General features: G+C 68.0%; 16 protein-coding genes and 1 pseudogene. 12 read left to right on the forward strand and 5 right to left on the reverse strand.

The features are described from left to right. The first annotated feature begins 120 nt into the window (after window positions 1-120). On the forward strand, window positions 121-246 hold the full coding sequence (locus CEW88_RS25160) for a hypothetical protein (RefSeq protein WP_255455614.1): 126 nt from the start codon (window positions 121-123) through the stop codon (window positions 244-246). A 70-nt stretch (window positions 247-316) separates the two neighbouring features. On the opposite strand, the gene CEW88_RS19770 is transcribed toward CEW88_RS25160, so the two are convergent. After that, window positions 317-1,375, reverse strand: a complete 1,059-nt coding sequence (locus CEW88_RS19770) for a hypothetical protein (RefSeq protein ID WP_159099687.1) — start codon at window positions 1,373-1,375, stop codon at window positions 317-319. Beyond that, window positions 1,365-2,216 (reverse strand): ribosome-recycling factor, encoded by an 852-nt coding sequence (locus tag CEW88_RS19775; RefSeq protein ID WP_254694567.1) that lies wholly within the window; start codon window positions 2,214-2,216, stop codon window positions 1,365-1,367. The genes CEW88_RS19770 and CEW88_RS19775 overlap by 11 nt, the downstream gene beginning before the upstream one ends. Window positions 2,217-2,630: 414 nt before the next feature. Between CEW88_RS19775 and CEW88_RS25165 the strand changes: the two genes are divergently transcribed. From CEW88_RS25165 to CEW88_RS19825, 11 genes and pseudogenes are all read left to right on the forward strand, one after another. After that, on the forward strand, window positions 2,631-2,762 hold the full coding sequence (locus CEW88_RS25165) for a hypothetical protein (protein ID WP_255455613.1): 132 nt from the start codon (window positions 2,631-2,633) through the stop codon (window positions 2,760-2,762). A gap of 378 nt (window positions 2,763-3,140) precedes the next feature. Beyond that, window positions 3,141-3,329: pseudogene (locus CEW88_RS19780) on the forward strand (transposase); the annotation flags it as partial. A gap of 129 nt (window positions 3,330-3,458) precedes the next feature. Beyond that, on the forward strand, window positions 3,459-4,883 hold the full coding sequence (gene atpD, locus CEW88_RS19785) for a F0F1 ATP synthase subunit beta (RefSeq protein ID WP_108970095.1): 1,425 nt from the start codon (window positions 3,459-3,461) through the stop codon (window positions 4,881-4,883). After that, a complete protein-coding gene (locus tag CEW88_RS19790) occupies window positions 4,880-5,344 on the forward strand; it encodes a F0F1 ATP synthase subunit epsilon (protein ID WP_108970096.1) in 465 nt (154 codons plus the stop codon). Before atpD ends, CEW88_RS19790 begins: the two co-directional genes overlap by 4 nt. Continuing rightward, window positions 5,344-5,631 (forward strand): AtpZ/AtpI family protein, encoded by a 288-nt coding sequence (locus tag CEW88_RS19795; protein WP_108970097.1) that lies wholly within the window; start codon window positions 5,344-5,346, stop codon window positions 5,629-5,631. The genes CEW88_RS19790 and CEW88_RS19795 overlap by 1 nt, the downstream gene beginning before the upstream one ends. Beyond that, the gene (locus CEW88_RS19800) at window positions 5,628-5,915 is read left to right on the forward strand and encodes an N-ATPase subunit AtpR (protein ID WP_159099688.1); all 288 of its coding nucleotides are present in this window, start codon (window positions 5,628-5,630) and stop codon (window positions 5,913-5,915) included. The genes CEW88_RS19795 and CEW88_RS19800 overlap by 4 nt, the downstream gene beginning before the upstream one ends. Further along, complete coding sequence (locus CEW88_RS19805) at window positions 5,915-6,613, forward strand: F0F1 ATP synthase subunit A (protein ID WP_193989106.1); 699 nt, start codon at window positions 5,915-5,917, stop codon at window positions 6,611-6,613. Before CEW88_RS19800 ends, CEW88_RS19805 begins: the two co-directional genes overlap by 1 nt. Continuing rightward, window positions 6,610-6,858: a F0F1 ATP synthase subunit C gene (locus CEW88_RS19810; RefSeq protein WP_108970100.1), complete on the forward strand. Its 249-nt coding sequence runs from the start codon at window positions 6,610-6,612 to the stop codon at window positions 6,856-6,858. Before CEW88_RS19805 ends, CEW88_RS19810 begins: the two co-directional genes overlap by 4 nt. Window positions 6,859-6,869: 11 nt before the next feature. After that, the gene (locus tag CEW88_RS19815) at window positions 6,870-7,604 is read left to right on the forward strand and encodes a F0F1 ATP synthase subunit delta (RefSeq protein WP_108970101.1); all 735 of its coding nucleotides are present in this window, start codon (window positions 6,870-6,872) and stop codon (window positions 7,602-7,604) included. Continuing rightward, the gene (locus CEW88_RS19820; protein ID WP_108970102.1) at window positions 7,597-9,126 is read left to right on the forward strand and encodes a F0F1 ATP synthase subunit alpha; all 1,530 of its coding nucleotides are present in this window, start codon (window positions 7,597-7,599) and stop codon (window positions 9,124-9,126) included. Before CEW88_RS19815 ends, CEW88_RS19820 begins: the two co-directional genes overlap by 8 nt. Then, window positions 9,123-9,971 (forward strand): F0F1 ATP synthase subunit gamma, encoded by an 849-nt coding sequence (locus CEW88_RS19825; RefSeq protein ID WP_108970103.1) that lies wholly within the window; start codon window positions 9,123-9,125, stop codon window positions 9,969-9,971. The genes CEW88_RS19820 and CEW88_RS19825 overlap by 4 nt, the downstream gene beginning before the upstream one ends. Before the next feature lie 253 nt (window positions 9,972-10,224). On the opposite strand, the gene CEW88_RS19830 is transcribed toward CEW88_RS19825, so the two are convergent. The 3 genes from CEW88_RS19830 to CEW88_RS19840 form a co-directional block, all read right to left on the reverse strand. Continuing rightward, window positions 10,225-10,953 carry an anti-sigma factor gene (locus CEW88_RS19830; protein WP_108970104.1) on the reverse strand — a complete coding sequence of 243 codons (729 nt, stop codon included), beginning with the start codon at window positions 10,951-10,953 and terminating at the stop codon, window positions 10,225-10,227. Continuing rightward, on the reverse strand, window positions 10,950-11,414 hold the full coding sequence (locus CEW88_RS19835) for a sigma-70 family RNA polymerase sigma factor (protein ID WP_193989107.1): 465 nt from the start codon (window positions 11,412-11,414) through the stop codon (window positions 10,950-10,952). The genes CEW88_RS19830 and CEW88_RS19835 overlap by 4 nt, the downstream gene beginning before the upstream one ends. Window positions 11,415-11,674: 260 nt before the next feature. Continuing rightward, entirely contained in the window at window positions 11,675-12,481 is an 807-nt protein-coding gene (locus CEW88_RS19840) for a DUF4394 domain-containing protein (protein ID WP_108970106.1), read from the reverse strand. Window positions 12,482-12,716 lie beyond the last annotated feature (235 nt).

Genomic DNA, 12,716 nt, shown 5'->3' on the forward strand with positions numbered 1-12,716 from the left:
CAAGACCTAACCTGCCGTGGGACTGCCGTTCCTCCGCAACCGCGGCTATCTAGTTAACCCAAGATTAAAGACTGCAAATTTGCAGCGTGAGTTGAGAATTGGTTGAGAGGGACGCGTGACATGAGCAAATTCGAAATCGAGCACGAGTCCCAGAAGAAAACCCGCCGCTGGCTCCGCGCCCAGGCATTCGAGCTGATCATCGGCGCCGTGATCCTGCTGTGTGTCGTCAACTACGTCGCCGCCTAGGTCTCGATCCCTCGCAGGAGCGGCGCCCTGTCCTGTTGCCCGCTCCAAGACATGGCCGGGTCCCGCCCCGTCAGGGAAGGCTGTAGGACACACCGAAGCTGATCACCTCATCCTCGAAGAAGTTCACTGTCGACCAGGTCCGGCCATAGGCCGCCGTCAGGACGAGCCTGCCATCGATGGCGAGCAACCCCGTCACGCCGAGGCTGTCATCGCGTCGATCCTCGCCCAGGAATAGCGTCTTCGGCGAGCGCGAGAGCGACAGGCCAAGCCCGACCACCTGACCCGCCGCCGGCCAGCGTATCTCGCCTGCCGCGGTCAGCAGCGCGCCGGTCTCGTCCCCGGTCGGCGCGCCATACTCGAACGAGAGCCGCGTCGCCGACCCGGCCCAGACCGACTCGAGCCCAACCTCCGCGAGGCTGCGCAGCCGATCTTCGTCGCTTCGCCGGGACAGCGACAGCCCGACCTCATGGCGGCTCGCGCTGCGCTCGAAAAGTGTGCTGACGCTGACGGTTGCCTCATCCCGCGTGATGTCCTGCAGATCGCGGTGATCCTCGTAATGACTCAGGCACAGATCGACGAACTGCCAGTCGGTTAGATGGTTGCGCGAGCAAAGAGCGAGTCTCGCGCGGGTCCTGTCCAGGTCGGGGCCCGGCGCGTAGAGACCGCCGAGTTGCGCCTGTAGCTGCAGGTACCGCCCGCTGTCCCAGCCATAGCGCAGGAGCCCGTCGTAGGTGGCGCCGACCGCCAGCCCGCCCCGCGCCACCAGATCGTCGCGCAAATCAAAGGTCAGCCCGCGGAATTCCAGACTCTCCTGAGGTGAGCCGCCATTCATGTTCGGCACGTAGCTGAGCTGCGGATAAAGCGCCTGGTCGGCGGCGAGCCGTTGCCAGCCGGCCTCATCCATGTAGAAGCCCTGCCGTCGCAGCAGCTGTTTGAGGTCGAGCGCGGTCCCGAGGTCGGGTCCGCCCGCGGCGAGCCCGCGCGCCAAAGCATAGGTCCGCAACCTCTCGGAGGTCACCAACTGCGTCAGATCGCGGAGCGAGGGGTTCGTCGCTTGTGCCCCAGCCGTCTGCGGTGCAAGAGCGAGAACGCCCAGAAGTAGCGCCGCGAACCGGCGCTTAATCCTCATAGTTGAGCTGGCTGCCCCAGAAGACGCCGTCCGCCTGGAAGCGATCGCTGTCGCCCCCCACGGTGAATAGGCCCGAGGTCGTCATATTCTCGACGAGCCGGGAAAGCCCTTCTTCATCACCGTTGAGATTGCCCCGGAGCTGCCCCGTCGACGAGAGGATCTCGCCGGTGTCGGCCGAGCGCGTGGTCATCGCGACCGTCCCGCCAAAGGCACCAGTCAGCACGTTCAGCGAGAGGTCCGAAGCCTGGATGGCGGTCTCGATCTCCGACCCGGCGCCGGGATCATAAGGGGTGCGCAGGTCGATCGTCACCGTCTCGCTGTCAAAGTCGACCACCATATTCTCGAGATCACCGATACCGCGCTGCAGGCTGCCGCCGTCGACGCTGGCGTAGACCTCCGCACCGCCGCGGAAATAATATTGCCCTGACGCGATCAGGTTGCCATCGCCGTCGACGTTGTTGAAGGGCGCCTGATCCGCGGTCAGACGCAGGATGCGTTTGACCCGCTCCTCTGCGCCCGTGCCCGAAACCTCCGCGATCACCTCGATCGTCATGGTGTCCAGGTAACGGGCCTCTGTCTGGGCGATCAGATTGCGATAGCCGCTCGGGTCAGCCGGGTCCGCGTCGTCGAACTTGGCAAGGATCGCGGCGTCCCCGGGCCTGTCTCCGGCTTGCAGGCGCACGCGGCTGTAGCCGTTGTGGTCGGTCGAATAGGCCTCGAAAGCCGGGGTGTCGATCTCTGTCCCGGTTTCCGGCGCGTTGCCCGCGGGAGCGCTTCCGCTCCCGCCGCCCGAGCCGCCCCCGCCACAGCTGGCGAGCGTCAGAACGAGGCTGCCTGCCACGCAAAGCTTACGGAGTGGCACAGGAGTTACGGCGACCCCACACACGGAAAATAAAGACACGTCCTGGTTCCTGATCCTTGACCCCACAGGGACAGATGACTCCGCCCTGCGAGGCAGGTCGGCATGCATGAAGCCCGCCGCTCACACATACATGATCCCTCCAGGTTCTGCCATCCGTCGAGGCCGGGCGAACTGCCACCCCCTCCTTTGGGATAGCATCGAACTCCCTCCGGGCGTGTTCCGAGCCCAACTCGCTATCCCGGGCGTCCCTTTTCGTCTGTGGCTAGCCCGCCGCGGGACTGCCCGCCGCGATCTCGGCAGGGTACTCAGGTTCCAGAGCCGGACGACAACAGCGTGAGGCTCGATTGTAACCAGTATCGCAAGCCCAACGATGCAGGGCGGAGGGGAAACACCATGAGCAAGATCGAAATCGAGCGCGCCGCACAGCAGAAGAGCCGTCGTTGGTTCCGTGCACAGGCTTTCGAACTCTTTGCTGGCGCTGCAGTCCTTCTGACCGTGATCAACTACTTGGGCAGCGCTGCTTGACCCGAGCAGACCGGGTATCCGGCGCACACCGCGCAGGCCCGAACCGAGACCCGGAGTGCCTCGGTCGGCGGACACCCAAAAGAGCCGCATCGCCTGGTTTTTGCCCTGAGACTGCGGGTCATGCCATTCACGTTTAGGCAAGGCACAACTCTATTCTGTCGGCAGAACGGCCAATCTATTCAAAAAAGGACACCGCCGCGGCATGCAGAGATAGCATCAAAGCGGGGTTCCTCGCCTGTATCTGCAGCCGCAGAGGCTGGCGGCCATGACCATCACCTGAAGTATGAGATCCCTCGCCGCGCTCAGGGCTTCAACATGTCCCCCTGTGACGCGTGAAATTACGTAAGACCGCATGTCTTTCCGGGCACATCGAGGCCCCTGGTGCCGGACTGGACTCTCGCCCCGGCAGTGAAAGCGCTTGAGGCGCTGCGGGGCGTCGCTCTGATCAGCGCCGTCACCTTCATGGCCAAGCTCGGCGATGTGCGGCGGTTCGAGACACCTGTGAAGCTGATGGCCTGTCTCGGGCTCGTGCCGAGCGACTACTCGACCTGCAAGACGACCAGGCGCCGCTTGCCCGCACAGGCCCCCGCGCGCGCGTTGTCGGGGGAACAACCGCAATTTGATCTGGATCCTGTGGCGCCGCGCGGAAGCGAGTAGTCTCGTGCCGTCAGGGGCTCGCAGAGGGAGAGCGGGTGAGTGGAACCGACAGCGAAAGACGGTGCTCGAGTCGTCGCGATCCGCGGGGCGGTGCTCGACATACTGTTTCCGGCTGGCACGCTGCCGGCGATCACCGACGCGGTCGAGATCGCGGCGGGTGACGGGCCGCCCTTCGTCGCCGAGGTACAGGCGCATCTCGACAGCTGCACGGCCCGGGCCATCGCGCTGCGTCCGACCACCGGGCTGCGCCGCGGGGCTCTGGTGCGGGCTCTGGGAGGGGCGGTTTCGGTGCCGGTGGGCGATGCGGTGCTCGGCCGCTTGCTCGACATCACCGGCAGCATCGGCGACCGCGGCGGCCCGCTGCCCGCGGACACGCCGCGGCGGCCGATCCACAACGCGCCGCCACCCTTGGTCGCGCAATCGGGCAACCACGATATCTTCCGCACTGGGATCAAGGTCGTCGACCTGCTGGCGCCGCTCTCGCAGGGCGGCAAGGCGGCGATGTTCGGCGGGGCGGGGGTCGGCAAGACGGTGTTGGTGATGGAACTCATTCACGCCATGGTGGCGCGCTACGAGGGCATCTCGGTTTTCTGCGGGGTCGGCGAGCGCTCGCGCGAGGGGCACGAGATGCTCTCGGACATGACCGCCGCCGGGGTGCTGGGGCGCACCGTACTGGTCTACGGCCAGATGAACGAGCCGCCCGGGGCACGCTGGCGCGTTCCTATGTCCGCGCTTGCCATCGCCGAGCATTTCCGCGACGAGCAGCACCGCAACGTCCTGCTTCTCATGGACAATGTCTTTCGCTTCGTGCAGGCGGGCTCCGAGGTCTCGGGGCTGCTTGGCCGTATGGCCAGCCGCGTGGGCTATCAGCCGACTCTTGCCACGGAGGTCGCCGAGCTGCAGGAGCGTATCGCCGGGCGCGGCAGCGCCGCGATCACTGCGATCGAGGCGGTGTACGTGCCCGCCGACGATTTCACCGATCCGGCGGTGACCACCATCGCCTCGCATGTCGACAGCACTGTGGTGCTGAGCCGGGCCATGGCGGCCGATGGCATGTACCCGGCGGTCGACCCGATCGCCTCGACCTCGATCCTGCTCGATCCGCTGGCGCTCGGCGAGGAGCATGTCGGCATCGCCAACCAGGTGCGCCGGACCATCGAGCACTACCGCGAGCTGCAGGACGTGATCTCGCTGCTCGGGGTCGAGGAACTGGGCCGCGAGCAGCGCCAAGCGGTCGAGCGCGCGCGGCGCTTGGAGCGCTTCCTCACCCAACCCTTCGCCGTGACCGAGGCCTTCACCGGCATCGAGGGGCGCTCGGTGGCGATCGCAGACACGCTGGCGGGCTGCAGGGCGATCCTCGCGGGCGAGGCCGACGACTGGGACGAGGGCTCGCTCTACATGGTCGGCACCTTCGAGGAGGCTCGGGCGAAGGAAGAGGCCGCGCGCAAGGGGCAGGCGGCATGACCCGGGGGCTGCATCTGAGGATCACCACACCGCTCGAGGCGCTGGTCGACGCGCCGGACGTCCGCGGACTCCGAGCCGAGGACGAGAGCGGCGGCTTCGGCATTCTGCCGGGACATGTCGACTATCTCACCGTCCTTCCCGCCTCGGTGGTGCGCTGGCGCGACACGCAGGACAGGCTGCGGTTCTGCGCGCTCAGGGCGGGGGTCCTGACGGTCTCGGGCGGAACCGAGATTGCCATTTCTTGCCGCGAGGGGGTGCTCGGCGACGATCTCGCGGGGCTGGTCGCGCGGGTGGCCGAGCTGCGGGAGCGCGACAGCGAGTCCGAGCGCAGCGCGCGAATCGAGCAGACCCGGCTGCATTCCCGCGCCGTGCGCCAGATCATTCGCTACCTGCGCCCCGACCGGCCGGGCGCCTTCGACCATCCCCCGCACCTGTCGGGCCGCGACGGGGAGGTCTCGTGATGGCGGCGGACAGGGACGAAGAGACCGATCACACTGCCGATGCCGCGCGCCGCTCTGCTCACCGTGAGAAGCTGGCCCGCGAGACCCCCGAACCCTCCTTCGGCAGCCGCATGGGGCAGATCGGCATCCTTGGTTGGGCCATCGTCACGCCGATCCTGCTGGGGATTGTGCTGGGCCGACTGGCCGACCGGCACTTCGGCACCGGGATCTTCTTTTCCGCCCCGGCAATCTTCATCGGCGCGGCCATCGGCCTGCACGCCGCCTGGAAATGGATGCACCGCCAATGACCAGCCTGATCGAGGTACATCCGCTCCCGTTCGGCCTTGCCGCGTTGCTGGCGGGCTTGGCGTTGGGGCTCTTCCACTTTTCCAGCCTGCGGCGGGTGTCGGCGCTCTATCTCTCGGGCGGGCCGGTCTGGCGCGCGCTGACGCTGCAGCTGGCGCGCTTCGCGTTTCTGATCGGGCTCTTCGTGCTGCTGGCCCGGGCCGGGGCGACGCCGCTGCTCGCGGGTGCGTTGGGGCTTCTGATCGGCCGCGCGGTGGTGCTGCGGTGCAGCCGGGAGTCCGGGTGATGGAGAACCCGCTGCAACTCGACACGCTGTTCCAGATCGGCCCTGTCGGGATCAGCAAACCTGTGGTGGTGACCTGGGCGATCATGGCGGGGCTCACGCTTTTCGCCATCCTCGCAACCCGCAGGCTGAGCCTGCTTCCGGGCAAGACCCAGACGGTGCTCGAGCTTTTCGTCGGGGTGATCGATGACCAGCTGCGCGATACGATGCAGCGCGATCCCGTCGCCTTCCGCCCGCTGATCGGGACGATCTTCCTCTTCGTGCTGGTCGCGAACTGGAGCGCGCTGATCCCGGGGGTCGAGCCGCCCACCGCGCATCTCGAGACCGATGCCGCGCTGGCCGCCATCGTGCTGGTCGCCACTGTCTATTTCGGCATCCGCATCCGCGGCGCGAAGGGCTACCTCGCCACCTTCGCCGAGCCCTCATGGGTGATGATCCCGCTCAATGTGGTCGAGCAGATCACCCGCAGCTTCTCGCTCGTCGTCCGGCTCTTCGGCAACGTGATGAGCGGGGTCTTCGTCGTGGGCATCGTGCTCTCGCTCGCCGGGCTCTTCGTGCCGATCCCGCTCATGGCGCTCGATTTGCTCACCGGCGCCGTGCAGGCCTACATCTTCGCGGTGCTCGCCACCGTCTTCATCGGGGCCGCTGTTGGCGAGGACCGCCCCGCAGCACCTTCAGAAAAAGAGGAAATTCCGCAATGACAGGGAACCTGATCGAAATCGTCTCGATTCTCGCGGCAGCGCTGGCCGTCAGCTTCGGAGCGATCGGCCCGGCGCTGGCCGAGGGCCGGGCGGTGGCCGCGGCGATGGACGCGATCGCGCGCCAGCCCGAGGCGGCCGGCACGCTCAGCCGGACGCTCTTCGTCGGTCTCGCGATGATCGAGACCATGGCGATCTACACGCTGGTGATCGCGCTGCTGGTCCTCTTCGCCAATCCCTTCGTCTGACAGGATCGCCCGTGAACTTCGACTGGTGGACCTTCATGTTGCAGACCGTGAACGCGCTGGTGCTCGTGTGGCTGCTGGCCCGCTTCCTGTTCCGTCCGGTGAGCCGGATCATCACCGAGCGGCAGGCGACGGCCCATGCCGCGCTCGACGAGGCGGAGGCGGCGCGCAAAGAGGCCGAGGCGGCGCTGGCTCAAGCGCAGACGGAGCGCGACGCAGTCGCCGCAGCGCGCGCGGATATGATTGCCGCCGCCCAGGAGGAGGCGGCGAAGCAGGAGAGCGCGATGCTGGCAGAGGCCCGGAAGAGCGCTGAAAAGGCGCGCGCCGAGACCGAGGCCGAGCTGTCGCGCCTGCGTGAGACCGAGGCGCAGCACTGGCAGGCCGAGGCCGCCGCGCTGGCCGTCGACATGACCGAGCGGTTGCTCGGGCGGCTGCCGGGCGGAGCGCGGACGGGGGATTTTGTCGAGGGACTGGCGGTGGCGGTGGCGAAGCTGCCACAGATGACGCGCGACAGGATCGGCCGCGACGGCCCCGCTGTGCTGCATGCCGCCGGGCCGCTCGGCGGTGACGAGCAGGCGTTGGTGTCGGAGCGTCTCGCCGCGGTTCTCGGTCGCCCGGTCGCGCTGCGCTTCGAGACCGACGCGACCCTGATTGCCGGGCTGGAACTCGACACGCCGCACGCCATCGTCCGCAACTCGATCCGTGCCGACCTTGAACGGATCGCGCAGGAGGTCGCGCGAGATGGCTGACCGCGATGCCGCCGCCGACTGGCTGGCGCGGAGCCGCGCCGCCGTCGCTGCCACGCCACTGGCCCCCGAGTCGCTTGCCGTCGGCCGGGTTGAGCGCGTGGCGGACGGCATCGCGCAGGTGTCGGGCCTGCCCGACATCGCGCTCGGCGCGCTGGTCCGGTTCGAGGGCGGACAGCTCGGGTTTGCCCACAGCCTCGGGATCAGCGAGATCGACGTGGTGATCTGCGACGACGCCAGCGCGATCGAGGCCGGGCAGCGGGTGATCGACACGGGCGGCGTGCTCGAGGTTCCGGTGGGCGAGGCCCTGCTGGGCCGGGTGATCGACCCGCTGGGCCGCCCGCTCGACGACGGGGCACCCCTGCCAAGCTGGCCGACGCTGCCGATCGAACGTCCGGCCCCGGCTATCATCGACCGCAGCGAGGTGACCGAGCCGCTCGAAACCGGCGTGCTGGTCGTCGACAGCCTGTTCTCGATCGGCCGCGGCCAGCGCGAGCTCATTGTCGGCGACCGAGCCACGGGGAAGACCTCGCTCGCCGTCGATGCGATCATCAACCAGCGCGAAAGCGACGTGATCTGCGTCTACGTCGCCATCGGCCAGCCCGCCGCGGCGGTGCAGCGGGTGATCGAAGCGGTGCACCGCCACGGCGCGCCCGAGCGCTGCGTCTACGTCGTGGGCGGCGCCGCAACCAGCCCGGGCCTGCAATGGATCGCCCCCTTCGCCGGCATGACCATCGCTGAGTATTTCCGCGACCGCGGCCAACACGCGCTGATCGTTCTCGACGATCTCACGCGCCACGCCGCGACACACCGCGAACTGGCGCTGCTGACCCGTGAGCCGCCGGGCCGCGAGGCCTATCCGGGAGACATCTTCTATCTGCACGCGCGGCTGCTCGAACGCGCCGCCAAGCTCTCGCCCGAGCTCGGCGGCGGATCACTGACCGCGCTGCCAATCGCCGAGACCGACGCCGGCAATCTCTCGGCCTATATCCCGACCAACCTGATCTCGATCACCGATGGTCAGATCGTTCTCGACACCACCCTCTTCGCTGCCAGCCACCGCCCGGCGGTCGACGTCGGCCTCTCGGTCAGCCGCGTCGGGGGCAAGGCGCAATGGCCCTCGCTGCGGCAGGTCTCGGGGCGGGTACGGCTCGACTACGCGCAATTTCAGGAACTCGAGATGTTCACCCGTTTCGGCGGCGTCCCCAACGCGCGCGTGCAGGGCCGGATCGAGCGCGGCAAGCGCATCCGCGCGCTGCTGACCCAGCCGCGCTTCTCGGGGCTATCGATGGTCGGGCAAGTGGCGATCCTCGCCGCGCTGGCGGGCGGCGTGCTGGACGGTGTCTCGCCAGCGCGGATCCCCGAACTGCGCCGCCGCCTGCCAGGCTGGCTCGAGGGCACCGCCGGGGATGAGGTGTCATCCGTGCGCGCCTCGGGCCGGTTGGACGCGGCGCCGAGGGCCGCGCTTGTCGCGGCCGTGGCGGCACTCGTCAAGGACATGGCCCGCGGCGGAGAGGTGCAGTGACCGGCCGGCTCGCCGAAGTCAAAGGGCGGATCGGCTCGGTCCGCAAGCTGGGCGCGGTCATCGGCGCGATGCGCGGCATCGCCAGTGCGCGGGTGCAGGACGCCACGCAACACGTCGCCGCGATCCGCGCCTATGCCGAGACCATCGGAGACGCCATCGCCGAGGCGCTGGTCCTCCTGCCCTCTGCCGCGAGCGCGGGGGCGCATGTGCAGGCGAGCCAGCGCCACGCGGTCATCCTCATGGCCGCCGAGCAGGGGTTCGCAGGCACTTACAACGAGCAGGTCTTCGACGCGGCCGCATCCCTGCTGAACGCGCCGCACGTCCTTTTTCTCGTCGGCGACCGAGGCGTGCTGATCGCCGGCGAGCGGCATCACCCGCCGCATTGGAGCGATGCGATGATCGCCCACCCGGCGCAGGCGGGGCCATTGGTCTCGCGCCTCGCCGACGCGCTTCTTGGCATGCTGGCCTCGGCCGAGATCACCCATGTCACGGTCGTCCACGCCATTCCGGTCGGCACCGGAAGCATCGAGATCGTGACCCGGCGCGTGCTGCCCTTCGACTACGCCCGGTTCCCGCCACCCGCCGCGCAGGTCTCGCCGAGGATCACCTTGCCCGCGGACCGGCTGCTCGCCCGGCTGGTGGAGGAATATATCGTCGCCGAACTTCTCGAGGCGGTGATGCTGGCCTTCGTCGCCGAGAATGTCGCCCGCATGCGGGCGATGATCTCGGCGCAGGACAACGTCTCGGAGACGCTGGATGCCCTCGTCGGCACCGCAAGGCGGCTGCGGCAGGAAGAGATCACCGAGGAAATTGTCGAACTCGCAGCGGGCCACCCGCGGGATTGAGTCGCGCGGACCGCCGGTTTCGGAGTGAGGCGGCGCGGGCACGGATAGGTGCGGAGAGCCTGGTGCCCGGAGCTCAGGTTGGCCTCCTGTGAGTTCGTCACAGGTCAGGGGAGCTTTCCCGGCGACCGCATTCCGCTTCGATCCCGAGGCCATGGAGGACACCTGCCCGGGCGCAAGGACCACGACGTTCCCCGAAAATCTCCTTGCGGTGCTTCCCAAGCCGAACGGCCACGCAGGCACCGATCCCGCCTTCTTAGGTCACCGGTGCCTTGGCCAGCCCCTTGCCGAGGATGGGTCCGGTCGGAAGGTTGGTCGGCGAGCCGCCAGCGGGCTCGAAGGTGATCTCGTAGAGCTGCGCCGGATGCGGCTCGGGCAGGCCTTCTATGCTCAACACGCGTGACAGGCCAGTGGAGAGCAGACCCAGCGAAACGGGCGGGCCATCTTCTTCGGGCTTGGTCCAGACCTGCATCACCTGGCCGGTGGGCACGTCGGGCCGCTCGAGCAGGGTCACGCGGGTGGTGTTGTCCGGGCCGCTTTCGACAAGCGCGATGGCTTCGCCGCGGTCATCCAGCAGCACCGCCACGACCAAGGGGTCAGAGGGCGAAAGCAGCGACCAGCCGAGCAGTCCGGCCAGCAGCAGGCTGGCGGCTATCCCGGTCACGGCCGCGCTGCGCCAGCGGTTCAGGCGCGCGCGCAGCGGCGCAAGCTCGATCACCTCGGCGCCAGCCGTTCCAGGCTCCGGGCGGGGCGACGTTTCATCGGGGAGATCCAGCCGGGGCGCGAGACGCTCCCAGAAACCGTCCGGCAGCGGATGCTCCTCGGCGGTCTCGTCGAGCGGGGCGAAGCGGTCACGCGCCCGTGCAAGCCGCGCCGCCACCTCGGGATCGCGCGCGGCAAGTTCCTCCAGCCGCGCGGTATCCGCCTCCGAGGCGAGCCCGAGCACGACCTCGTCGATCAGCAGGTCAAGAGAACGCTCCGTCATGACAGACACTCCCTCAGCTTGAGAAGGCCGCGGCGGATACGTGCCTTCACCGTGCCCAGCGGCGTTGCCAGCCGCCCGGCGATCTCGCCGTGGCTGTGCCCAAGCACGTAGGAGGACAGGATTGCACGCCGTGTCGCCTCATCAAGCCCCTCCAGACAGCCGCGCAGATCGGCCGTCGTGGGCAGCCGGTCGAAGGCCGCATCGACCAGGGCGCCCTCGGAGGCCCGGTCGATGGCCTGCGGTTCGGTCGGCATTTCACGGTCCTCGCTGCGCAGCATGGTCAGGCAGCGGTTGCGCAGGATGGTGTAGAGCCAGCCCTTGGCGCTGCCCCGGCTCTCGTCGAACTGATGCGCCCGGCGCCAGACCAGCACGAGAGCCTCCTGCACCGCGTCCTCGGCAAGGTCGATCCGGCCCAGCATGCGACGCGCGACACCGAGCATGCGCCCACCCTCCGCCGTCATGATCCCGCGCAGGGCGGATTTGTCGCCCCCGGCGCAGGCCCTGATCAAGGCTGCATGATCCGTCACGTGACTACCTGCTCTCCCTGTGCCGCCCTCTTGCGTTGCGGCGATGGACCTACGGCTAGAGACCGTTTGCGGGCCTGTCAATTTGCACAAGATGGCAGGGCGGGATGCGCGATGAGACGTTGCCGATTTGCGTGACCCCTTCGAGTCGGGCGCAGGCATGCAGCCTGCGCCCGACATGGACGTCTCGAGACGCCTCACATCTCCGCGGTCATGAAGGTGATGTCGCGCAGCATCGCGCCGTCAGCGCCCTCGATATCCCAGCTTTCCTGCACGGAGCCATCCTCGAGCGAGACGGTGTGCAACTGACCCGCGGCCACGAGCCAGGCGGTGTTGGTGCCCTCGGCATCGGTGGCGATATCGAAGGCATAGTGATCCGCGCCGTCGATGCCCAGCTTGCCGACCGCCGCCAGCGTGCCGTCATTGGGTGAAGTCTGTTGGATCAGCGCGACGATGGTGCTGTCGATGTCATACATCGCGGTACTCTCGGGCTTGCCGAAACTGTTGATATAGGCCGCGGCGACGATGGCCGGGCCCTCGCCCGCATGCATGTCGGCCTCCTCGAAGGCCAGCGAGCCGTCCACCGTCACGGCACCGCTTTCGATGTCGACGCGGTGGTTGGTGGTGCCCGACATGAAGCGCAGCTTGTCGGCCATCGGGTTGAAGTCGACGATCACAGGCGCATCGCCTTCGATCGGCAGCTCCTTGTCCATGGTCGAGATCACGGTGGCGGCCCCGGTCTCGGGGTCGATCTCCACGATCTCGAAGGTGTCGGTGACGCCGATCAGCTGCCCGTTCGAGGGGCGCAGGTCGATGCCCAGAAGCCGGTCGACGCCGGTGACTTCCATGGACTCCGTCACCTTGGCAGAGCTCGTGTCGATCACGTGCAGCATCTTGTCTCCGCTGAGCCCGATCGCGGTCATCGCGCCATGATCATCGGCCAGCGCGCCGGTGGCGGCAGAGGTGGTCAGCAGCAGGGTCAGGGCGGAAAATGTCTTGTGCATCGTTGGTCTCCTCAGGTCGCGAGCGCGGCCAGTCCGCGGGCTCGATACCCCTAGGACTCGGGCCCGGGCCCGTTTGGATGCATCTGGGACAAATTTTATTTTGGAGTGCTTTTGTCGGCCAGGTGCCGGCGTACGGCTGCGCGGAGCCCAGCAGCATCCATTCCATGCCCGGCTCCAAGAGCATTTCTGAAAGCCGCGTAGGGTGCGGGCGGGGTCCAACAGCGTTTGCCACGGT

The organism is Alloyangia pacifica (genome assembly GCF_003111685.1).
Classification (GTDB): Bacteria; Pseudomonadota; Alphaproteobacteria; order Rhodobacterales; family Rhodobacteraceae; genus Salipiger; species Salipiger pacificus_A.